Raw genomic sequence first — 23996 nt, forward strand, 5'->3', positions numbered from 1 at the left:
AGTTTTATTTGGTAGGGGCAAAGTTGTCAGATGGTACACCACTTGTAAAAGGGAAAACTATTGCTGCATTTACGGACAAAGAGGAACGTGAGACTGGGCTTGATATTTACATGCCATTCTTACTTGAATCGAGATTAAGTGAACTTGGGAATAATATTGTCACAGCGGAGAATTTCACATCAAATGTACAAATTGATGGTAACCTTATCACAGGTCAAAACCCACAATCAACATTAAGTGTAGCAAAAGCGATTATAAAAATTAATTTAGTATGGTTAGAAGCATTGCAAAAAGCATAGATTGATCGGTAACAATCGATTTAAATGAATTGGCTAATTTACAACTAATTTCTAATTTCGGATAGGTGTAAATTTAAGTACGCTTTTTTTATTATTTTCGTTGTGGGAAATTCATGATTCTTTTAATAAGGAACGGCTGATGGATGAAGTTCTTTTTCAGTTATATACACGTACTGAAGTATGTATTAAAGTTCATCCACATGATTTAAATGATTATATGGTGGCCTGGAAAGAATGGAGGAAATACCTTCCCCCTGACTAAATAGTTTTTCTTCTACACCTAAATAGAGCTTTAGTTAAAGAAAAATTAATTAATTTTGAGATTGATATCATGTTTTAGTTATTCCATTATAGGCCGCGATTATGAAGTAACGCTGTAGAAAATGATCAAACTTTTTTATAATAAGCAAACTAAAAAATGCTAAAGAAGCATCCATTTTGATTAATCTTTTTTCAAAATGATACTTCTTATTAATCTTAGTGTAAGGAATTACGAGGTGTTTTTGTTCAAACTTTATTTTAAAGCTACATTTATATCTCATTAAGAATTTTTTGTATGGCAGTTACGTATCCTGCCTTATATATCTGAATGCCATTTTCTTTTACTCTGCCATAATTATCGGTAGTCCATCCCTGATGGTTCAGAAATTCGTTTGATATAGCATTTCTCAGTGCATCTATTTCGGTATCTGTCAGTTTATAAGAAGGCTCGACTATAACAACATCCTTATTTTTGCTAAGATTGTTTATAGGACGCATATCAATCGTAAAGGTTGTTTGTTCTTTAAGTAGAGAGTTTTCTCTTTTGAACTTTTTATTCTCTGCCATAAGCATACCAACCAATGCTTTTGTTGTTGGTTCGGAGATACTTACCAAGATATCATCGTTTATGGTTGTTTTCTTTTCTTTTTTAGGCTTTTTAGTGGTAGTTTTATAGTATTCAGCCCACTGTCTTATCAAAACTCTATAATCCTTGGCGTTTTTGTTTCTAAGAGCCTGTTCACTTGGTCCGCCATCATCTGCTATCAGTCTGGCTATAGTACCAATGGAAAAATCTTTTATGTCAGACTCTGCCTGTTTTTTACAGGCGTTATGTATGAATTCTAATGTTTTCTTTTTCCTTGTAGAAGCGTTCTCATAAAACTTTGAGAACAGTTCATCTGGATTTATTTCCATCATATTTCCTCCTATACATAAATTATTCTTAATCATTAGTAGAACTATTATATTGGTAATAAATTTCTGTTTAAAGTCACAGATTTAAGTTCATCAACAAACTCATTCTTAAACCCGATTTCTTCAAGTTTCTTACGCCCGATTGCATAAGGAATAGCATCTTTTAAACTACCAGCACGATTAATCAAAAGCCTCATAAATTGATTTCCTGCAATGAGCTGTTCTTCTTCTGTTAATGAGAACATAACGGGCATTTTTTTGTTATTTTTTAATGTTAAATCTATGATTTGAGACCTTTGTAAAACTGCCTTGCTTGCATCTGTTTCAGGAAACAGTTCCGCCCCGTTACAGATGATTTGAAGCTGTTCAAGATCATGTTCAACGTTATTAATAGAAATTTCAACATCCNNACATCCGATATAGAACCGACGGTAACAAGCTGAAATCCATTCTCAGATGATTTTTCTTTGATTAACTTCATACACTTATCAATAAGACGAAGAGTGGCATTATAATCGTTTGCTAGCTTATCGTTCTTCTGTATCTCCTGTGCATATAATTGCTCATATTTAAGCAATTCTTGATGTTTTGTAAATAGGATTCCATTAAGTTCACATTCATATTTTTCATTTTCTAAAAGTTCTATATCATGCTGATGTTTAATCACTCGTTTTCCTGTTTCGCTCATATTGTAGCCTATGGTATTAAAATGATGCGCTAAGCCAGGAAGAAAAGCAGGACTAGTTACGAACCATCTACATCTTACACAGTTCTGCTCTAAAAACCCGGAACAATACCATAAGTGATTTTATCCGTATCATCATTAACATAAGTGCCACCTGAATCACAGCCAAAACATCCTTTAGGACAAATTCCTTTATCACTTATAATAATACTTGCACCTGAATTTTGGGCGCTGATTACTGCCTGATATGCTATTGGATCATTAGCAGCTACACTTGTTTCTAACTGTTTATACTTTGCATCTCTAATAAATCTATCAACTGCTTGTTTATCATTTTCAAGAATGCTCTTTTCAGCCTGATTCATTGTATCTGTAACGTATGAAATACCTGCTTTTGTATAGTAAAGAGTCATAATGAGTCTTGCGTGACCTGCAATAGCCTTTGAAAGAATAGGCATTGGAACTCCACCTTCAAGAGCATAGGCAGTTATAAGTGATACTCTGAGTGAATGCAGGGGATAATAAGTTGCTTTTTCACTGTCTGGACGCACAAATTTTAATGTTCTTTCTTCTTCTGATGATGTACTTTCTTTAAGTTGAACCTCAAGCTGTATAAGTGTCTTATACCAAAAAGTATCCAATCTGTATGCTGCTATTGGTAAGTGTTCCTGTCCAATTGAAGTAGGATCTCTGAAAAGAAATGTGTTTTCCCCATTTGTTTTAAAATCCTCACATCTTTTATATTTCCTAAGTGGTATCTTGTCAGTTCTGTCCATTTTGTAGGTTGAGAAATAAAAGTTGCCTAACCTTTTTTAAAATGTCCTTTACAAAGAGTACATATTATAAAATGTAATACCTTTTAATAGTTTGATTATAAATATTTCACCCTAGATAAAGTTGATAGAGACGCGGTTGTTTTATTTACTATTTTTATGCCTTTTCGGCAATCTCTAATGCTTGTGTGAAATCAGCGATCAGATCGTCAACATGCTCTAGTCCTACTGAGAAGCGTAATAGTCCGTCAGTAATACCACGTTTTGCACGTTCCTCAGGCTCCATTGCAGCATGACTCATTTTGGCTGGGTAGGATAAAATCGATTCAACGCCACCAAGAGAGACTGCAAAAACAGGAATTTTCATCGCTTCTACAAGTGCTTTTGCGGCTTTGTAGCTTGGCAGACGGAATGATAGGACAGCACCTGCACTTGTGCACTGGCTACGATGAATATCATAGCCTGGATGAGATTCAAGCCCAGGGTAATATACCTGCTCGACAAGAGGGTTTGCAGCTAAAAATTCTGCAATCTTTTGTGCTGATTCCGCTGAGCGACTAAAGCGTACATCAGTCGTCTTTATATTTTGTAATAGTGTAAAGGAATCCTGTACACCTAGAATATTGCCAAATGAATTTTGGATAAAGTAAAGGTCCTGTCCTAGCTTTTCATCAGCTGTAACCGTCAATCCTGCAATAATATCTGAGTGTCCGGATAAAAACTTTGTTGCACTATGGATGACAACATCTACACCTAGCTCAAGTGGGCGTTGGTGTAAAGGTGTCATAAATGTATTGTCTAAAAACGTTAAACAATTATGCTGCTTGGCTAAGGTAACTACCCCACGAATATCTGTAATGCCAAGCGTAGGATTTGATGGTGTTTCCATATAAAGCAATTTAGTTGTAGGTGTGATAGCTGCTTCAACTGCTGCTAAATCGGTAAAATCAACAAAAGTATGCGTTATCCCAAAACGTGGTAATACTTTAGTGACGAAACGATATGTGCCCCCATAAACATCTTCTGTCATCACAATATGATCACCCTGTGATAATAGCATCAAGGCTGCGGACACAGCGGCAATCCCTGAGGAAAAGGCATGAGCACGAACTCCTCCTTCAAGTTCTGCAACTGCTTTTTCCAATGCATCCCTTGTAGGGTTACCTGATCGAGCATAATCATATTCTCCAAATTCATCAATACTCTCCTGATGAAACGTCGATGATAAATACATAGGCACATTGACTGCACCTTTTTTATTAGCGTAGCCGTCACGAACACCTGCGTGTATTAGGCTTGTTTCTATACGTTGCTTCATGTCTATGCCTCTTTTCTAAGGATATCGAATACTTGTTTTAAATCAGCAATTAAATCCTCAGCCTCTTCAATTCCGACTGAGAAACGCAGTAAACGGTCACATACACCACGTTCAATACGTTCCTCATATGGCATATCTGCATGTGTTTGAGTAGCAGGATATGTAATAAAGCTTTCAACACCGCCAAGGCTCTCAGCAAACGTGATTAATTTTAAGTGACGAAGGAATGGGTCGATCCACTCAGCTTTCTGTAAACGGAAGGACAGCATGCCGCCTTTTCCTGTGTATAATACGTCAGTTACAAGTTCTTCCTGCTCTAGATAAGCAGCGATTGCTTTAGCATTTGCATCGTGCTGCTTTAGACGAAGATGCATTGTTTTTAAGCCACGAATCAGTAACCAAGCATCCATTGCCCCTAGTACCATTCCGCTGCCATTATGAAGAAAGGCAATACGTTCCGCTAGTTCTGCGCCTTTTGCGACAACTAAACCCGCTAAGACATCATTATGACCACCAATATACTTAGTAGCTGAATGAATAACAATATCTGCACCTAATTCAATTGGACGTTGGAAATATGGCGTATAGAATGTGTTATCAACAATTAACCATGTACCATGCTTGTGGGCTAATTCCGCGTATGTTTGCAAATCAAATTCCTGCATAAGTGGGTTTGTCGGAGTTTCAATGAAAAGGGCACGCGTATTGTCATTGATTAAAGCCTCAACCTGTTCAACCGATTCAAATTTTGAGTAAACAGGTTTAATATTATATGTCTCATCGAAGAAATTAAAAAGTCGATATGTACCTCCGTATAAATCATCAGGCACCACCAATTCATCCCCAGGCTTAAATAATGAAAGAATAAGCTGAATGGCTGCCATACCTGAACTACAGGCAAAACCCATGTCCCCACCCTCTAAATCAGCAATTCCATCTTCTAATAAGCTACGGGTTGGATTTTTTGTACGTGTATAGTCAAAACCGGTGGATTCACCAATCCCTGTATGCTTGTATGCTGTTGATAGATGGATTGGTGGGCTGACAGCACCTGTTCTTGGATCACTTAAATTGCCAAGCTGTACAAGTTTTGTTTCAATACTTCTGTTGATTGTCATATCGTCACTCTTTTCTGCTTCATAGTCATGGAAAGAGTCAAATTTTCTCTTGATCCATATTCTCAATAATTGTTACCAATTTAACATGTATGATAAAGAAGAACAAGATGATTTCAGAAAATTAGCTAGATTATTTAAGGTAAATCACCTAGGAATAGTAGGAGATGGAGAAAGGGGAGTATCCAAGAGGAATAGGTAGAACGGAAATGCAAGAATATTTGTCTTTAAGGGCAAAATGACTGAGATTTAAGATAGCAGCAGGATAATATGCAAAAATTGATATAATTGAGGCACATTGGATTTTCAAATTATGATTGCTTTACTCCAGAGTTGAGAGAGGAGTTATTAGCAAATGAATCAAGGTATCTAACCCAAAAAGCTTCCTTTAATTGTTGTTTTAAAAGTAAAGAATCTGCCTGCTTCCTAATAGGAAAATGCGACAGATTCTTTAGTAATATTAGGCTTGTTCTTTTTTTAATAAATCTCGAATTTCCTTTAGCAGCTCTTCCTTCGCATCTAGTTCAGGTGCTGGTTCTTCCACAACTGCCTCTTCTTTTTTACGAGAAAACTTGGTCATAATTCTTAATGCCATAAAAATTGCAAAAGCAATTATTAAAAAGTCAATAATCGACTGTAAAAATTCACCCAATTTAACTGTGGCATCACCAGAGCCATAGACAAAGCTTTCTGTTAAATCGATACCACCAGTTAAAATACCGACTAATGGCATAATAATATTTGCAACTAAGGAGGTAACAATTTTACCGAAAGCACCACCAATCACCACTGCTACTGCTAGATCGACAATATTGCCCTTCATAGCAAACTCTTTAAAGTCTTTCCACAAAACAAATTCCTCCAATATTTATCCATATAAATGAATCAAAATATATTTTACTATATTTTTCCCGTTCTTTTCAACTGTTATAATAGTGGAAATTATATACTGGAAAAAACGACTACAAAAAACGACAAATTTGGTAATATAGAAAGAGAAAATTTAATTAGGTGTGAATTATGACGAAAAATATGAAGAAAAAACCATTATCATCATCCGTTCAATTGGGAGTGATAGCACTATTAGTACCAATAGCCATAACAGTTTATGTCCTTGCTTTTTTTGCCTGGAGGGAGCTTCAAACACTACCGATATTTGAGAAAATCGCTCAACAACGGGCAATAGAAGATATTCAACAAAATTTTGATATGAAAATTCCTGAACAATTTATTCCTATTTATGTAGCAGCAGAGGAGAAATATGGTGTGCCATGGACTTTACTAGCAGCCCATCATCGAATAGAAACTCGCTTTTCCTCCATGAAATCTCTTGTTTCCCCAGCAGGTGCTGAAGGTCCGATGCAATTTATGCCATGTACATTTGTGGGCTGGAAACATCCTTCCTGTTCAGGTTTAGGGAAAGGAAATATTTCAAAAACAGAGCTAATGAGTCCAGAAGCCATAAAGAAATACGGTGGTTATGGTGTTGATGCCAATGGAGATGGAATTGCTGATCCATATGATATTGAGGATGCTATTTATAGTGCGGCAAATTATTTATCAAAAAACGGGGCAGCAAATGGCGATGTTAAACAGGCTGTTTTTCAGTACAATCATAGTGATGAATACGTTGAAAAAGTGTTACATTATTTCAATTTATATAATGATTATCATGATGAGTTGAAACACGCAGTGCTGTTAAATGACAAAAAGTAAAGAGCCACCAAAATTGATGGCTCTTTCCTACATATTTAGGTTGCTTTACGCATACTCTTTAAAATAATGCTTACAATGAAGATAAGCACAATCGCACCAATTAATGCTGGGAATACGTAAAAATCACTAACTCTCCAACCCCAGTTGCCCAAAACCATGCTACCGACCCAAGAACCGACAATCCCTGCAACGATATTTCCAATGATGCCGCCAGGTACATCTTTTCCTAAAATGACGCCAGCTAACCAACCTAAAATACCGCCGATGATTAAATACCAAATGAAGCTAATCATTTTTCTTCATCTCCTTAAAATTAAGATATAATGGCGATTACTTAGTTATACCCTGAATAGAGCATATTAAACGCACCTAGCTTCTATGGTTTTTATTACAAATCCATGAAATGGCTTTATTGAACAATTGTTGCACCTAGCGTTTGTTCAAAATGACGTAATGCCCATTCATGGCCTGCAGCATCAAAACTTGCAACACCATGTGCATAAATAACTGTGGGAATACCCAAATTATAAGCATCGACAGCTGTATGTAATACGCAAATATCCGTACATACACCAACTAAATGAATTTCTTCAATGCCACGTTCCTTCAATAATATGGATAAAGTAGTTCCCGCAAATGCACTATAACGTGTTTTATCAAGCCAAAATACCTTATCTTTGTAAAGATTATACATTTCACCTACTTGCCCATATAAATGGCGCCCCTTTGTGCCACGAATATTGTGTGGAGGAAATAGCTTTGTTTCAGGATGAAAGCTATCATTTTCTTCATGTAAATCATTGGCAAAAACAATAAATTCTTGATCAGCAATAAATTGTTGGATTAAGGATGCTATATTTTCATCCAATACTTGACCGGGTTCACCACATGTTAGTTTTCCATCAGAGGCTACAAAATCATACGTATAATCGATAACTAATAACGCTTTTTTCAATTTTTCCACTCTCCCTATAGGTATAATTTCACTTTAATCATGCCATATTTGGGCCTGATTGTCAGAAAAATGATTATATTTTAATATTAAGAATAGTTTGAAAATTGTTTTTCGTGTGAGTATAATATGAAAAAAGGAGAGTGTTCTATATGAATATGACAGCTATGAAGCGTTTAAATCGACAAGGGTTACTTATTGCAGGTTTACATCTGCTAGTGATGCTAAATATAGCAGCAGATTTCATTTTTGTCTCGTAAGCTAATAAAAATAATATAGAAAGGTGAGTTTAATGCTTGTCGAAAACTAAAGCAACCGTGATGGCTATTTTGATGATATGTCCACGGTTGTTTTTTGTTGTCTTGAACTATTATATGAAATACTTTTGAAATCGTGATATGAAAAGGAATTTTTTAGACAATTGTCAAATACATAGTACATGTAAAGGAGTGATTGGATGACAACAAGATTTGACCACGCTTTTCAAGAAATAGAGCGGCCATTTGCTTGGATAGATTTTGATGCTTTAGATAAAAATATTGCAACGGTTCGCAATGATTGCGGAGAAAAAAATATCCGAATTGCTACAAAATCAATTCGTTCTGTAGAGATACTACGATATTTATACGACAACCTTCCAAATGTTGTTGGATATATGACGTTTACGGCTGCTGAGACTCTTTTCTTATTGCAGCAGCATTTTGACGATGTATTGCTGGGCTATCCAGTTATGGAAGAAGAGTCAGTACGACAGTTATTACACTTCGTAAAAGAAGGAAAAACCGTCACTTTTATGGTGGATAAGGAGGAGCATGTGACGTTTTTGGCTAGGCTAGCACAAGAGCTTGGCGTTCGTGTACAGGTTTGTATAGATATTAATGTGTCCAATGATTTTAAATTACTTTATTTCGGGACAAAACGTTCTTCCCTTTATTCATTAGAGACCTTAACACCATTCTTGAAATTTTTAGCACAACAACCGCATATTGAGGTCGTAGGAGCTATGGGCTATGAGGCACAAATTGCTGGAGTGGGCAATCGACCTGTAAATGCTATAAAGGGACGAATTATAGACATTATGCAGCAACAAGCTAAAAAACAGGTTACTCAGTTCCGTCGATTAGCCATTGCTCATATAAAGGCGTATTTTCCAAAAGTACGCTTTATCAACGGCGGCGGTTCAGGAAGTATGGCGTATACTGCACAGCAGAGAGAAGTAACGGAAATAACAGTGGGCTCTGCATTTTATGCCCCAGCATTGTTTGATCAGTTTACACATTTATACCTTGAAAAGGCAGTTGGATTTGCTTTAAGAGTAACGAGGAAGCCAGATAAAAATATTGTTGTTTGCCACGGAGGAGGCTATACTGCCTCTGGTGCAATCGGTGCTGATCGTTTACCGGTATTCTATGAGCCCACCTTTTTTTCATATCTTAGTTTAGAAGGAGCAGGAGAAGTTCAATCACCGATTAAGGTAAAGCATAAAAATATTAATGTAGGTGACACATTGTACTTTCGACATGCAAAAGCAGGAGAGCTTTGTGAAAGATTTCAAAAACTGTACGCTATTCGAGGGGACAAGTATATAGGATCTTATAATACTTATAGGGGGGATGGGCAATGTTTTCTATAGAGAAATGGAAAAATGGTGAGAAATGGATAAATTGGGCTGGCAATGTAATCTCTTATCCAGGTGAGATGTATTTACCCCAATCGATTGAGGATGTAGTCAATATAGTGAAGCAAGCACGTGAATCGGGAAAAACAATTCGTGTCACAGGTGCCGCTCACTCTTTTAGTGCTGTTGCAATGCCTGAGCATATCGCACTTTCTTTACATAATATGCGTGGGCTTATAGCTGTAAATGAGGAAAAGCAGGAGGTAACGCTTTGGGCTGGAACCTATTTATATGAAATTGGGCCTTTGCTTGCAAAACATGGCTTTGCTCTAAGTAATATGGGGGATATTCAAGAGCAATCCATTGCGGGTGCCGTGTCAACAGGCACACATGGAACAGGAGTAACACTAGGCTCGCTATCTTCAACAGTCACAAAATGGGGATTTGTTGACGGTACTGGGACATATCGAGAGCATACTAGAGGCTTAGATGATTTATCTGAATCTTTACATGTTTCACTCGGTATGCTTGGTGTGCTTGTGAAGGTGACAATCAAGGTAATACCTCTTTACGGCCTACATTATATAGGTACAAGGGATACCCTGACAAACGGACTGACTATTTTTGCCGAGGATATTCGACAGCATCGTCATGTGGAATGGTTTTATTTTCCCGGTAGTGAGACCATACAAGTTAAACGTATGGATGTGGTAGACCCTGTTTATCAGAGTGACTGGAGCAGGAGAATTGAAATAATGAAACTTCAAATAGTAGAAAATGGTGCATTTTTAGCAATGTCTGAGCTTTGTAAATGGAAGCCTTCATTTAGTGGAACGATGAGTAAAATAGCTGCAGCAAATGTTGTAGAGGGGGAGAAAACAGGCATTAGTTATGAAATTTATCCATCCCCTAGAAGCGTAAAGTTTCAGGAAAGTGAATATGCAATTCCCTTAATGTATTTCGAAGCATGTATGGAGGAGATTCATGCAACCTTCAAGAAGGGGCTTTTTAATGTTCATTTTCCATTGGAATGTAGAACTACAGCTGGTGAAGCAGGTTTTTTAAGTCCTACGCAGGGGCAAGAATCAGCCTTTATTGCCTTTCATATGTATAAAGGAATGTCTGAAGAACCTTATTTTGAATGGATTCATACGATGATGAAGAAATATAAGGGACGTCCACATTGGGGAAAACAAAATCATTTAACGGCTGAGTATGTGTATGAACTATATCCAGATATTGAAAAGTTTTTAGCAATTCGTCGTCAGTATGATCCAGATAATGTTTTTTTTACTGGATATTTAAGAAAATTATTCACATTGTAAGCGCTATCTTATTCTGTAGACTTCTACTCATCTTCAAAGGTAATGGAAAGTCAACATAAAGATATTTATGAAAAATTAAAATTTGAACGAAATGTCAAAAAATTTATCAAAACGAGATAAAAGTGATGCTTAATCAGCATGAAAACGATTTCAAATTTAACGAATAATTTAAATTGTTTAAACAATTCAAAAAATACTGTTGACTAGACCTTTTTTTCGTACTATGATAACAACAATTTAACACGTTCGTTATAGCAGTTAGTTGTCTTTCAGGCAGTTAACATTAGACGAAAACGAAATAGACAGAACATTTCGTATATAGCAACGAACATAGCAATAAATGAGGGGCGTTTAAAATGAGAAGTGACATGATTAAAGTAGGCGTAGATCGTGCGCCACATCGAAGTCTTTTATATGCAACAGGCAAAGTAAAAGCAAAAGATTTAGGCAAGCCATTTATTGGGGTTTGTAATTCTTACATCGACATTATACCAGGTCACGTTCATTTACGTACATTTGCTGATGTTGTCAAAGAAGCCATTATTGAAGCAGGAGGAATTCCATTTGAGTTTAATACAATTGGGGTAGATGATGGCATTGCGATGGGGCATATTGGTATGCGTTACTCCTTACCAAGCCGCGAAATTATCGCAGACTCTGCAGAAACAGTTATTAACGCACACTGGTTTGATGGTGTATTCTACATTCCAAACTGTGACAAAATTACACCAGGAATGCTAATGGCAGCAGTTCGTACTAACGTACCATCAATTTTCGTTTCAGGTGGTCCAATGGAGGCTGGTACTTCTGCAACAGGCAAGCAACTATCATTAACTTCTGTATTTGAAGGGGTAGGGGCACATAAATCAGGGAAAATGTCAGCTGAAGAGCTATTAGATATTGAAAATAACGCATGTCCAACATGTGGATCATGCTCAGGAATGTTTACAGCAAACTCTATGAACTGCTTAATGGAAATGTTAGGTGTAGCTTTACCAGGTAATGGTACTATCGTTGCTACATCTGAAGAGCGCCATCAGCTTATAAAAGAGGCTGCTAAACAATTAGTCCGTATGATTAAAGAGGATATTAAGCCTCGTGACATTATTACAAAAGAGGCAATTGATGATGCATTTGCACTGGATATGGCAATGGGTGGGTCAACAAACACAGTTCTTCATACGCTAGCAATCGCTAGTGAGGCTGAAATTGACTATAACATTGAAGATATCAATAAAGTGGCAGAACGTGTTCCATATCTAGCAAAAATTATGCCAGCTTCAGATATTTCAATGGATGATATTAATAAAGCTGGTGGCGTTAGTGCCATTATTAATGAATTAGCAGCTATTCCGGGTGCAATTCATCCAGACCGCCCAACAGTTGCTGGTGTAACAATGGGTGAACTTGTAAAAGACTATCACATCACAAATGATCAAGTTATCCGTACGAAAGACAATCCGTATAGCCCAGTCGGTGGCTTATCAGTTTTATTTGGTAATATCGCACCAGAAGGCTCTGTTATAAAAGTAGGAGCTGTCGACCCTTCTATTCAGGTATTCAGAGGCGAGGCAATCGTCTTTGATTCACAAGAAGCGGCACAGGAAAATATTGATAATGGAATAGTGAAAGAGGGCCATGTAGTCGTCATTCGCTACGAAGGACCAAAAGGTGGCCCAGGGATGCCTGAAATGCTCGCACCAACGTCTGCCATTCAAGGCCGTGGTCTCGGCACAAAGGTTGCATTAATTACAGATGGTCGTTTCTCAGGTGCATCTCGTGGTATTTCAATTGGACATATTTCACCAGAAGCAGCAGAAGGTGGTCCAATCGCATTAGTTGAAAACGGTGATGTCATCACAATTGATCTACCAAATCGTACAATCAATTTAGAAGTTTCAGATGAAGTTTTAGCTGAACGTCGTGCAAAACTGCCAGTATTTGAGCCGAAAATCAAACGTGGTTGGCTTGCAAGATATTCAAAATTAGTAACCAACGCTTCTACAGGTGGCGTGATGAAAATTTAACAATTAGATATGTTAAAACGTTGATGAGGTTAAAGGTTCTAGAGCCTTGTATCTACCAGAGAGCCGGTCGTGCTGGAAGCCGGCGATACAACTAGATCCGACATCCCCTCGGAGTGAGCTATTAAACGCAGTTGCCATTAGATAGCTTCGGGCATAATCGAAAGTGCTCGTTATTAATGAATAAATGTTTTATGACACCGTATTGGATGCGAATAAACTCGCATTGGTCCATAAATGCTTTCATTTATTCACGAGGTAGCAAGTTTTTGCTATAAAAAAGGGTGGTACCATGGAAAGTCTTTTTCATCCCTACGTAAGGTAGTTCTTTGCGTGTGGAGAAAAAGGCTTTTTATTATTTTTGTCGACGTTTCAGAAGAGTCTCTTACTTTCTTAAGGAGACCTTCAGCCAGTTATACTTCACTGATGCGCATCACTAATGTGAAATTGAATGAAAAAGAAGAAGGAGGCATATTTGATGAGTGCGAATGTTTCTATCAATGAAAAAGAAGAATTAGCAACAACAGCAAAGGCTGAACAAACCTATCAGGCGAAAGACGGTGCTGACGTTTTAGTGCAAGCATTGCATGATCAAGGTGTCGAAATTATTTTCGGTTATCCAGGCGGTGCTGTTCTACAAATTTATGATGCAATGTATAAAAATCCAATTCGTCATATTTTAACTAGACATGAACAAGGTGCGATCCATGCGGCAGAAGGTTATGCACGGGTTTCCAATAAACCAGGAGTTGTTATTGCCACTAGTGGACCGGGGGCAACCAATCTAGTAACAGGTATTGCTGATGCTATGATTGACTCAATTCCGTTAGTTATTTTTACAGGTCAAGTGGCCACATCTGTCATTGGTACAGATGCATTCCAAGAAGCGGATATTATGGGAATTACAACACCAATTACAAAGCATAACTACCAAGTACAGGATGTCAATGATATTCCGCGTATTGTACAAGAGGCTTTCCATATCGCCAATACAGGTAGGAAAGGTCCCGTAGTAGTGGATTTCCCAAAAAATGTGTCTCAAATGCTGTTTGATGTGGAAAATCCGCCACAAGCTCCAAATGAAATTTATTTACCAGGTTATCAACCAACCTATAAGCCAAACTATTTACAAATTCAAAAAGCAATTCAGGCAATTTCATTAGCAAAGAATCCTCTTATTTTAGCTGGTGCTGGCGTACTCTTTGCGGATGCACGTGAAGAATTAACAAGATTTGCGGAAAAATACCGTATTCCAGTAACTAACACGCTTTTAGGGCTTGGATCCATCCATGGAGAACATGAATTATTTATCGGAATGGCTGGTATGCATGGTACTGTTACAGCGAATACAGCTATTACAAAATCTGATTTATTATTAAATATTGGTGCTCGTTTTGATGATCGCCTAACAGGAAATTTAGCGACATTTGCTCCAAATGCAACAATTATACACATTGATATTGATCCAGCAGAAATTGGTAAAAATGTACCAACTGATATCCCGATTGTAGCAGATGCAAAAGAAGCATTAAAAGCATTGTTGAAAAAGGATTTTGAGGGTCCAGATACAGCAGAATGGCTTGCATACTTAAGAAATAATGCCAATGAATACCCTCTGTGGTACTGCAAAGATCCTGGAGAAAAGGAAGTTTTACCACAGGAAGCATTAGAGCTTGTGCATAAAATTACAGAAGGTGATGCAATTGTCACAACGGATGTTGGTCAGCATCAAATGTGGGCTGCACAATATTATCGCTTAAATAATGATCATGGATGGGTAACGTCTGGTGGACTTGGTACGATGGGCTTCGGCTTCCCAGCTGCAATTGGCGCCCAGTTTGCGAAGCCAGACAAAAAGGTTGTTTCTATTGTAGGAGATGCAGGGTTCCAAATGACTGCACAAGAGCTTTCCCTATTAAAAGAATTCAACCTACCAGTAAAGGTGGTAATTTTAAATAACAGCTGTCTTGGAATGGTACGCCAGTGGCAACAAACATTTTATGAGGAGCGCTATTCATCTTCATTAATGCCAATCCAACCAGACTTTGTTAAATTAGCTGATGCATATGGTATAAAGGGTTATCGTATTAATACAATCGATGAAGCGGAGAGCATTTTCCGTGAGGCACTTCTTTCAGATGATCCAGTATTAATTGATTGTCGTGTTAAACAGCTTGAATGTGTTTATCCTATGGTAGCACCTGGCAAAGGCTTACATGAAATGATCGGGGTGAAAAAGAATTGAAACGAGTAATTACAGTAACAGTGATTAACCAAAGTGGCGTATTAAACCGTGTAACGGGCTTGCTGATGAAACGCCAATTCAATATTGAATCCATTACAGTTGGTCATACAGAGCAGCCAAACTTCTCGAAAATGACATTTGTTGTAAATGTAGAAGATGAGAGTAAAATTGAACAGCTAGTAAAGCAGTTATCAAAACAAATTGATGTATTAAAGGTCAATGATATAACAGATAAATCAATCGTGTTACGTGAGTTAGCGCTTGTCAAAGTTATTTCACCACCAAACTTACGATTGGAAATGAATTCAATTGTTGAACCATTCCGTCCACAAATTATTGATACGGCAAAAAATGTTGTCACATATCAAGTTGTAGGACATCCAGATAAGATCGATGCCTTTATTGAACTCATTCGACCATATGGAATTAAAGAATTAACACGCACAGGGGCAACTGCTTCTGTTCGAGAAACACAAAAAATCTCAAATCCACAGCTCTCTATTTTAAAATAGTTTGCATATAAAATTGATTGCTTTAGATGCATAGCGCAATACTGTACTGTGCATTTAAAGTCAAAAATTAAACCCAAATTTAGGAGGAAACAAACAATGGCTACTATGTACTATGAACAAAACATCAACGAGGAAGTATTAAAAGGGAAAAAAATCGCAATTATCGGATATGGCTCACAAGGTCATGCACATGCTCTTAACCTAAAAGAATCAGGCTTTGATGTAGTTGTAGGTGTTCGTCCAGGCGGATCTTTCGATGCAGCGAAAGCTGATGGATTAGACGTTAAAACTGTAGCTGAAGCAGCACAAGAAGCAGACGTTATTCAAATCTTACTTCCAGATGAGCGCCAAAAAGCTGTGTATGAGGCTGAAATCGCTCCACATCTTGAAGCAGGTAAAGCACTTATGTTTGCACACGGCTTTAACATTCATTTCGGTCAAATTACACCACCAGCAGATGTTGATGTATTCTTAGTAGCACCAAAAGGTCCAGGACACTTAGTGCGTCGTCAATATCAAGAGGGTGCAGGTGTACCAGGCTTATTCGCAATCCATCAAGATGCAACAGGTCAAGCGAAAGACTTAGCCCTAGCATACGGAAAAGGAATTGGCGCAGCTCGCGGTGGTCTTCTTGAAACTACATTTAAAGAGGAAACTGAAACAGACCTATTCGGTGAACAAGCAGTACTTTGTGGTGGTGCTACACAATTAGTAAGAGCTGGTTTTGAAACATTAGTTGAAGCTGGTTACCAACCAGAACTAGCATACTTTGAAACACTTCATGAATTAAAATTAATCGTTGACCTTATGTTTGAAGGTGGTATGGCAACAATGCGTTACTCAGTATCGGATACAGCTGAGTGGGGTGACTATGTTGCAGGACCACGTATTATCGATGAATCCGTAAAAGGTCGTATGAAAGAAGTATTAACAGATATCCAGGATGGTACGTTTGCTCGCCGTTGGATTCAAGAAAACGAAAACGGTCGTCCAGAATATACAAAATTCAAAGAAGCAGGTGCAAACCACCAAATCGAAGAAGTTGGTGCTAAATTACGTGCTATGATGCCATTCATCAACGAAGGGAAAGAAAAAGTTGTGAGAGAAGTGGCAACAAGTGCGAAAAATTAATATTTTCGATACAACTCTTCGCGACGGCGAACAATCCGCTAGTATTATTTTAAATACAGCAGAAAAATTGAAATCGCCAAGCAACTGTTGGCAAGGGGCGCGATGCACTAGGTAAAGCCATCATTAATATTCGTTATGATGGTGTGTGTCGACAACTGGCAGAAATTCCTCACAGGATGTCTTAGAAGCTTCTGCAAAAGCTTATCTAAATGCGATTAATCGTCATTTAATTCTGGCAAGTTTACGTGCACAACCTGTGAGTTAAGCATTAAGCCTCTGGTGAATGTCACAGATTAGTGGTAGTGAATGGACTTCGTATCATTCACATTGATGGCTCTCATCTATATTTGTAGGTGAGAGTCTTTACTAAAATAGTGTATGTCTACACTATACAAAGAAAGGTGTTTTGACGATGGAGAAAAAAATTACAGTACTTCCTGGTGACGGAATTGGGCCAGAGGTTGTTGCTTCTGCTGTACGTGTATTGCAAGTAATTGGTAAACGTTTCAACCATACATTCCATTTAGGTTATGCAACAATTGGAGGCGCTGCCATCGACCAACACAATAATCCATTACCAGATGAGACGATTGAAATGTGTGAAAGCAGCGATGCAATTTTACTTGGGGCAGTAGGTGGTCCGAAATGGGATAATAATCCACCTGAATTACGTCCAGAAAAAGGCTTATTGCGTATTCGCAAACATTTTGATTTATTTGCAAATCTACGTCCAGTAAAGGCGTTCCCGAGTTTACTTGATGCTTCACCATTAAAACGTGAAGTTGCCGAAAACGTCGATTTAATGATTGTACGTGAATTAACAGGCGGCGTATACTTCGGGGAACCACGTATGCGTACTGAAAATGGTGCGATTGATACAACTGTTTATTCAACGGCTGAGGTTGAACGGATTGTTGAAAATGCCTTTGAATTAGCACGTTTACGTGGAGGCAAATTATGTTCTGTTGATAAAGCAAATGTACTGGAAACTAGTCGACTATGGCGAGAAGTAGTAGAAGCGAAGAAAAAAGAATATCCCGATGTACAGGTTGAGCATAATTTAGTTGATTCGGTGGCGATGAAATTAATTACAAATCCAGGTCACTATGATGTGGTTGTTACTGAAAATATGTTTGGTGATATTTTAAGTGATGAAGCCTCTGTTATTACAGGTTCTTTAGGTGTATTACCATCGGCCTCCATTCGTGGCGATAATTTCGGTCTATATGAACCAGTACATGGCTCAGCTCCAGAAATTGCTGGCCAAGGTGTAGCAAATCCAGCGGCAACTATTCTTTCTGTGGCGATGATGCTGCAATATTCATTTGGCTTAAAAGAAGAAGCAGCGGAAATTGAACGTGCTGTTAGTGCAGTATTTGATGATGGTTATTTCACAGCAGATCTTGCTCGTGATGGTGGTCGTATTCTATCTACGAATGAATGGACAGATAAAGTAATTAACGAGATTGATACTAGCTTTGTTTCAGAAAGCATTATGACAACATACATTTAAGAAATAGGTGAAGACAATGGGCAAAAATATAATTGAAAAGATTTGGGATAAACATGTTGTTTATCAGGAAGAGGGCAAACCTGACCTGTTATATATTGATCTTCATTTAATTCATGAAGTTACTTCTCCGCAGGCTTTTGAAGGTCTGCGTATGAACGGACGTAAGGTGCGCCGTCCAGATTTAAGCTTTGCAACAATGGATCATAACGTACCTACTAAAAATCTACCAACGATTAATGACCCAATTGCACGTAATCAAATCGAAACTTTGGCTAAAAATGCTGAAGAATTCGGTGTCGAGCTAGCTGGAATGGGGCACCCTGATCAGGGAATTGTTCATGTTATTGGACCAGAATTAGGCTTAACACAGCCTGGTAAAACAATTGTTTGCGGTGATTCCCATACATCCACACACGGTGCCTTTGGAGCTATTGCCTTTGGTATTGGTACGTCTGAGGTAGAGCATGTACTTTCTACACAAACCCTTTGGCAAAACAAGCCAAAAACAATGGAAATTCGTGTTGAAGGTGAGCTACCTGTTGGTGTAGCTGCAAAAGATATTATTCTAGCAATTATCGCTAAATTCGGTATCGGTGTTGGTACAGGACATATTGTGGAATTCACTGGAGAGGCTATCCACAAACTTTCAATGGAAGAACGTATGACGATTTGTAACATGTCAATTGAAGCAGGTGCAAAGGCTGGTCTTATTTCACCTGACCAAATAACTGTTGACTACATTCGTGGTCGTAAATATGCACCCCAAGACGAAAAATTTGAAGAAGCGGCAGCCTATTGGGTAAGCCTTGCTTCTGATGCGGACGCAACATATGATACAGTTCGTATTATTAAAGCAGAAGAAATTGAGCCAATCATTACTTGGGGAACAAATCCTTCAATGGGTACAGGTGTCTCAGGAACTGTTCCAACACAAGAGGATTACAAGGATGAATCAGATAAAGCAGCACTTCGCAAAGCACTTGCCTATATGGGCTTAAAAGAAGGGCAACCATTAACATCCATCGATATCCAACACGTATTTATCGGCTCTTGTACAAACTCACGCATCAGTGATTTACGCGCGGCTGCAAGTGTCATCCAAGGAAGAAAGGTACATGATAATGTCACAGCAATCGTTGTACCAGGTTCCCATTCTACAAAAAAGCAAGCTGAGGCAGAAGGGTTAGATAAAATCTTTACAGAAGCAGGCTTTGAATGGCGTGAATCCGGTTGCTCCATGTGTTTAGCTATGAATGATGATGTTGTACCTGCTGGCGAACGCTGTGCATCTACATCCAACCGTAACTTTGAAGGACGCCAGGGAGCAGGTTCTCGTACACACCTTGTATCACCACCAATGGCAGCAGCCGCAGCAATTGCTGGACATTTTGTGGATGTACGTGAATTTGTAAAGGAAACGGTGTAAGTTTGTTTTTACACGGAAGGGATGATTGAACATGGAACCAATTAATATCGTGAATAGTGTCATAACGCCACTTGATCGTAAAAACGTAGATACAGATCAAATTATTTCGAAAGAGTTTCTAAAACGAATTGAGCGCACAGGCTTTGGACAATTTTTATTTTACCATTGGCGTTTTGACGCACAGGGTAATGAAATTCCAGATTTTGTATTGAATAAACCTGAATTTAAAAACTCCAAAATTTTAGTAGCACAAGATAACTTTGGATGTGGTTCTTCTCGCGAACATGCTCCATGGGCTATCCTAGATTATGGCTTCAATGTTGTTATCGCACCCTCATTTGCAGATATTTTCCATAATAACTGCTTTAAAAATGGTATTTTACCAATTAAGCTAACAGAAGCAGAATGTGATGAAATTTTAGCAAAGGGTCTCGATAAGCCTTACACGATGGAAGTCAATCTGGAGGCTCAAACAGTAACTGGTGAAGATGGAACCGTCTATAAATTTAACATTGATTCTTATTATAAAGAAACTTTACTAAATGGCTGGGATGAAATTGCCCTAACGATAAAATACGAGGAACAAATTGCTGCTTACGAAGCAAAACGTATTGCATTTTAATAGATGATTTTCCATAAGACTGAAGACGAGGTACAATTGTCTTCAGTCTTTTTATTGTAGTTAGATGTTGCTGGTTAAATGGAGGATGGTGAATGCTTGGGTAAGGGGAAACTGCTTAGGAACCAAGAAGAATCGCTCGGCCAGTAGAGAAAAGCGCTCAGGTGCCGTGCAGAATCGCTCGTCCAGGAGAGAAAAGCGCTCAGGTGCCGTGCAGAATTGCTCGGCTAGGATAGTAAAACGCTCAGGTGCCATCAACAATCGCTCGTCCAGGATAGTAAAGCGCTCAGGTGCCATCAAGAATCGCTCGGCCAAGAGAGGAAAGCGCTTAGGTGCCGTGCAGAATCGCTCGGCTAGTATAGTAAAGCGCTCAGGTGCCGTCCAGAATCGCTCGGCTAGGAGAAAAAAGCGCTCAGGTGCCGTGCAGAATTGCTCGGTTAGGATAGTAAAGTGCTCAGGTGCCATCAACAATCGCTCGTCCAGGATAGTAAAGCGCTCAGGTGCCGTCCAGAATCGCTCAGCTAGGAGAATAAACCGCTCGTTATTCTTGTTTCGATCACATTTTTTTCGATAGAATATAAGGAATGAAAGGTAGGAAAAAGATGATTACAGTTATTGGGAGTCTTAATATGGATTTGGTTGTACAAATGGATACTTTTCCAAAGCAAGGTGAAACGATTTTTGGTTCAGCGTTTCAAACGGCACCAGGTGGTAAGGGGGCCAATCAGGCAATTACTGCTGCACGTCTTGGAAGTGAGGTTACAATGATTGGCTGTGTGGGCAATGATAGCTTTGGTGAAACCCTACGAAAGGTTTTATTGCAAGAGTCAATTCAAACTAAGGCTATTAAAAGTACGGCAGTGCCTACTGGGATTGCCAATATATTAATCTATAATCAAGATAACCGTATTATTGTAGTGCCTGGCGCTAATTATGAGTTAAAGCCTGCTCAGATTGAAGCGGCAAGAGAAATTATTCAGCAAAGTCAAATGGTTATTATACAGCTCGAAATTCCCAAGGAAACTGTTGCCTATGCCCTAAAATTATGCAAAGAAGTCCATATACCTGTGCTATTAAATCCTGCTCCAGCAGCTAATTTTGATGTCCAATGGATGGAAGATATTTCATATATTACACCGAATGAAACGGAATGTGCAGAAATTTTTGGCGATGATTTTGACACTATTTTAAAAAAATATCCAAATAAAATGATTATAACCTTAGGTAGTGACGGAGCTCGTTATTTTGATGGGGAATATCAGATTCATGTGCCAGCTTATATGACAAAAGCGGTAGATACAACAGGTGCAGGTGATACGTTTAATGGAGCACTTGCCTATGCTTTAGTTGAAGGTCAGTCATTAGATCAGGCTCTATATTTTGCGAACATTGCAGCCTCTTTATCCGTTGAGAAATTTGGCGCTCAAGCTGGCATGCCAACACTTGGAGAGGTATATGCACGTATGGCTGGATTAGAAGAATAATAGATATAAAATTTACTTTCTCAATAATAGGGAATAATATACGTAATGGTTGATTAAATATACATGAGATAACTCCTAATTTTGACGACTCTCTGTAAGCATTTTGTCCTTTTTTGTCAATATTTCTTAGTACTATGTATTAGAAAAGGATTCGTATCATTTATAATAGACTTATAGATACATACGAAAAGAGGTTTTGAGGATGACAAACATTGACAACCTGCCAATTGAAAATACAGCCTCAGCAAATAATATTTTACCACAGCTTGTTGATCGTTTAAGACAATTGCATGGCATCATCGTACAGAATACATATGTAAAAGACACAGCTAAGCATCTTAATCGAATTATCCAGGATGCCAATAATCAAACGATGATTCTTATCGTGGGGAAAGAGCGTGTTGGCAAAACAACACTTGTGAACGGGCTTTTAGGACGTCACGTTTTACCTGTGAGTGAACAGCATCCAACTGGCGTAAATACATTTTTGCGATATGGCGAACATGAAGAAATAAGAGCCTATTTTTTGGATGGTGTTGTGGCAATATTTGATATGAGTAAGCTTGACTTACTGACAACTGGTGATACTTTTGCATCGGAAATATTACGGGAGCATTTAGATTACTTGGAGGTATATCTAAAAAATGATTTATTAAAGTCAGTAACAATTATTGATTCAGTGTCATTGGAAGCTGGCGGTGGGGAAAGAGCTTACTTCTCTGAGTCATTAATTAATCGAGTGGATGAAATTTTTTGGGTTTTACGCTCAGGTTCTATGGCCATTGATGCGGAAATTTTATTAATGGAGACCTTACAGAGTAAAGGTGTTGAACCACATTGTGTGATAAATGGGATAGATTCGAATGAAGAAACAGAGGGGTTTATTCTTTCGGAGAGAGAACGAATTGGTCATTTAGTCAGTGATTTTATTCCTATCTCAGCAACATATGCACTGAAGGCTCAACAAACTAATAATGATGAGCTGTGGCATAAGAGCCAATATGAGCAATTAATTACACAAATTCATCGAGTTGCACAAAATAGTGATAAAAAAACGTATGCTATTTTAATTCGCTTTTTGCAATGGCTAGAACGATTCCGCTTTGAATTAACTGTAATTCCTCAACGTGATCCATTCCAATCTGCTGTTGAGAACATTGAAAAATTTGCAGGCGATACTCAATATGAGTTTTCTCGCTATCAACGCGATTTAACGATTGTCACGGAATATGAACAAGAATATGAAGATGTCGCCAATGTATTTAAAAATGTTCAGACATTATATCAGCTATTACAAACCATTTCTCAGCATGACTATTTGCATGACAAAATTGTAGAAGGCTTTACAGAAAAGGCTATACATTATCAGCAAGTGTTACGAGAATATCGCAATATGTATAGCGAATATAAACGTGAATATGATCGATTGGATGCACAGCATAAAAAAATTCATGGAAAAGGATTAATGAAAGCAATTTTTGGTCAGCATACCCAAAATGAATTTTTCAAGGAACGTGTGAATAAGCTAAATGAGCAGCAGGCTGTTTGTATTGAACAATTTGAGAAAATACAGGAAGCAGAGGCAATTATGCTTCAGGCTATTCATCCTATCCAAAGCTATCTAATGGATTTAACGAAAAAACGTTTGCAACGCATTGAGCAAAAGGTACAAGAGCTCAATCTACAACGTTCAAAAGAAAAACGCCAATTAAAATTATATGCCAACAAATTAAATGAATTTTCTTGTTTAATCGAAGCACAGGGCTATATTAAGGAAAACATTCAGCCGTTTTTATTAAACGGACAAATGCCGCTTAAAGCAAAAGACCTTGAAATGCTAAAAGAGACAATCCATCGTATTATGAGCATTGATTTATCCTATAATGGTATTCTTGCACGTAGCCAAATGAATAATAAGATGGAAAGCATTGCAATTCCTTTTGATGTTCAAGATAAATATCCAATTTATGCATTAAGCTTAGTAGAAACAGATGTAAAATCAAATGATATTCCAGACATACCGAAAAAATTAGATATTCACTATGAGGAGTAAGATACTAGAAAA

Annotated in this window: 21 protein-coding genes and 2 pseudogenes; 14 read left to right on the forward strand and 9 right to left on the reverse strand. The window is 38.0% G+C overall.

The features are described from left to right. Positions 1-8 precede the first annotated feature (8 nt). Positions 9-299, forward strand: a pseudogene (locus tag B2R82_RS04705) (hypothetical protein); the annotation flags it as partial. A 531-nt stretch (positions 300-830) separates the two neighbouring features. On the opposite strand, the gene gmtX reads toward B2R82_RS04705, so the two are convergent. From gmtX to mscL, 6 genes are all read right to left on the reverse strand, one after another. Continuing rightward, complete coding sequence (gene gmtX, locus B2R82_RS04710) at positions 831-1475, reverse strand: gamma-mobile-trio protein GmtX (RefSeq protein WP_286923771.1); 645 nt, start codon at positions 1473-1475, stop codon at positions 831-833. Between the two features lie 47 nt (positions 1476-1522). Then, positions 1523-1720 carry a hypothetical protein gene (locus B2R82_RS04715; RefSeq protein ID WP_286923772.1) on the reverse strand — a complete coding sequence of 66 codons (198 nt, stop codon included), beginning with the start codon at positions 1718-1720 and terminating at the stop codon, positions 1523-1525. Between the two features lie 532 nt (positions 1721-2252). Next, complete coding sequence (locus B2R82_RS04720; RefSeq protein WP_286923773.1) at positions 2253-2936, reverse strand: hypothetical protein; 684 nt, start codon at positions 2934-2936, stop codon at positions 2253-2255. 154 nt (positions 2937-3090) lie between these two features. Beyond that, positions 3091-4251, reverse strand: a complete 1161-nt coding sequence (gene metC / locus B2R82_RS04725) for a cystathionine beta-lyase (protein WP_286923774.1) — start codon at positions 4249-4251, stop codon at positions 3091-3093. Positions 4252-4253: 2 nt separating this feature from the next. Continuing rightward, positions 4254-5369 (reverse strand): methionine biosynthesis PLP-dependent protein, encoded by a 1116-nt coding sequence (locus tag B2R82_RS04730; RefSeq protein ID WP_286923775.1) that lies wholly within the window; start codon positions 5367-5369, stop codon positions 4254-4256. A 457-nt stretch (positions 5370-5826) separates the two neighbouring features. Further along, positions 5827-6216, reverse strand: coding sequence for a large conductance mechanosensitive channel protein MscL (gene mscL / locus B2R82_RS04735; protein WP_283868403.1), 390 nt, complete (start codon positions 6214-6216; stop codon positions 5827-5829). 170 nt (positions 6217-6386) lie between these two features. Between mscL and B2R82_RS04740 the strand changes: the two genes are divergently transcribed. After that, on the forward strand, positions 6387-7082 hold the full coding sequence (locus tag B2R82_RS04740; RefSeq protein ID WP_286923777.1) for a lytic transglycosylase domain-containing protein: 696 nt from the start codon (positions 6387-6389) through the stop codon (positions 7080-7082). 35 nt (positions 7083-7117) lie between these two features. Here B2R82_RS04740 and B2R82_RS04745 read toward each other — a convergent pair whose 3' ends face one another. Together B2R82_RS04745 and B2R82_RS04750 are read right to left on the reverse strand one after the other, a co-directional pair. After that, positions 7118-7375, reverse strand: coding sequence for a GlsB/YeaQ/YmgE family stress response membrane protein (locus tag B2R82_RS04745; protein ID WP_054771849.1), 258 nt, complete (start codon positions 7373-7375; stop codon positions 7118-7120). A 116-nt stretch (positions 7376-7491) separates the two neighbouring features. Beyond that, complete coding sequence (locus tag B2R82_RS04750) at positions 7492-8037, reverse strand: cysteine hydrolase family protein (RefSeq protein ID WP_286923778.1); 546 nt, start codon at positions 8035-8037, stop codon at positions 7492-7494. 454 nt (positions 8038-8491) lie between these two features. Between B2R82_RS04750 and B2R82_RS04755 the strand changes: the two genes are divergently transcribed. The 10 genes and pseudogenes from B2R82_RS04755 (at position 8492) to leuD (ending at position 20450) form a co-directional block, all read left to right on the forward strand. Next, positions 8492-9667: an amino acid deaminase/aldolase gene (locus tag B2R82_RS04755; RefSeq protein ID WP_286923779.1), complete on the forward strand. Its 1176-nt coding sequence runs from the start codon at positions 8492-8494 to the stop codon at positions 9665-9667. Continuing rightward, entirely contained in the window at positions 9655-10977 is a 1323-nt protein-coding gene (locus B2R82_RS04760; protein ID WP_286923780.1) for a D-arabinono-1,4-lactone oxidase, read from the forward strand. Before B2R82_RS04755 ends, B2R82_RS04760 begins: the two co-directional genes overlap by 13 nt. 356 nt (positions 10978-11333) lie before the next feature. After that, on the forward strand, positions 11334-13004 hold the full coding sequence (gene ilvD / locus B2R82_RS04765; protein WP_286923781.1) for a dihydroxy-acid dehydratase: 1671 nt from the start codon (positions 11334-11336) through the stop codon (positions 13002-13004). Positions 13005-13479: 475 nt separating this feature from the next. Next, the gene (ilvB, locus tag B2R82_RS04770; protein WP_286923782.1) at positions 13480-15246 is read left to right on the forward strand and encodes a biosynthetic-type acetolactate synthase large subunit; all 1767 of its coding nucleotides are present in this window, start codon (positions 13480-13482) and stop codon (positions 15244-15246) included. Next, positions 15243-15758 carry an acetolactate synthase small subunit gene (gene ilvN / locus B2R82_RS04775; RefSeq protein ID WP_283868395.1) on the forward strand — a complete coding sequence of 172 codons (516 nt, stop codon included), beginning with the start codon at positions 15243-15245 and terminating at the stop codon, positions 15756-15758. Before ilvB ends, ilvN begins: the two co-directional genes overlap by 4 nt. A gap of 96 nt (positions 15759-15854) precedes the next feature. Beyond that, positions 15855-16889 carry a ketol-acid reductoisomerase gene (gene ilvC / locus B2R82_RS04780; protein ID WP_286923783.1) on the forward strand — a complete coding sequence of 345 codons (1035 nt, stop codon included), beginning with the start codon at positions 15855-15857 and terminating at the stop codon, positions 16887-16889. A 74-nt stretch (positions 16890-16963) separates the two neighbouring features. Beyond that, a pseudogene (locus B2R82_RS04785) lies at positions 16964-17154 on the forward strand (alpha-isopropylmalate synthase regulatory domain-containing protein); the annotation flags it as partial. 147 nt (positions 17155-17301) lie between these two features. Next, positions 17302-18402, forward strand: a complete 1101-nt coding sequence (leuB, locus tag B2R82_RS04790; RefSeq protein WP_286923784.1) for a 3-isopropylmalate dehydrogenase — start codon at positions 17302-17304, stop codon at positions 18400-18402. Between the two features lie 16 nt (positions 18403-18418). After that, positions 18419-19828 (forward strand): 3-isopropylmalate dehydratase large subunit, encoded by a 1410-nt coding sequence (leuC, locus tag B2R82_RS04795; RefSeq protein WP_286923785.1) that lies wholly within the window; start codon positions 18419-18421, stop codon positions 19826-19828. Between the two features lie 31 nt (positions 19829-19859). Next, positions 19860-20450 carry a 3-isopropylmalate dehydratase small subunit gene (gene leuD / locus B2R82_RS04800; protein WP_286923786.1) on the forward strand — a complete coding sequence of 197 codons (591 nt, stop codon included), beginning with the start codon at positions 19860-19862 and terminating at the stop codon, positions 20448-20450. Between the two features lie 60 nt (positions 20451-20510). Here leuD and B2R82_RS04805 read toward each other — a convergent pair whose 3' ends face one another. After that, positions 20511-20912: a hypothetical protein gene (locus tag B2R82_RS04805; protein ID WP_286923787.1), complete on the reverse strand. Its 402-nt coding sequence runs from the start codon at positions 20910-20912 to the stop codon at positions 20511-20513. Between the two features lie 137 nt (positions 20913-21049). On the opposite strand from B2R82_RS04805, the gene rbsK reads away from it, so the two are divergent. Together rbsK and B2R82_RS04815 are read left to right on the forward strand one after the other, a co-directional pair. Continuing rightward, a complete protein-coding gene (gene rbsK / locus B2R82_RS04810) occupies positions 21050-21931 on the forward strand; it encodes a ribokinase (protein WP_286923788.1) in 882 nt (293 codons plus the stop codon). Between the two features lie 202 nt (positions 21932-22133). Further along, a complete protein-coding gene (locus B2R82_RS04815; RefSeq protein ID WP_286923789.1) occupies positions 22134-23984 on the forward strand; it encodes a dynamin family protein in 1851 nt (616 codons plus the stop codon). The last annotated feature ends 12 nt before the right edge of the window (positions 23985-23996 follow it).

The organism is Lysinibacillus sp. UBA6686, assembly GCF_002455205.1.
In the GTDB taxonomy this organism is placed as follows: Bacteria; Bacillota; Bacilli; order Bacillales_A; family Planococcaceae; genus Lysinibacillus; species Lysinibacillus pakistanensis.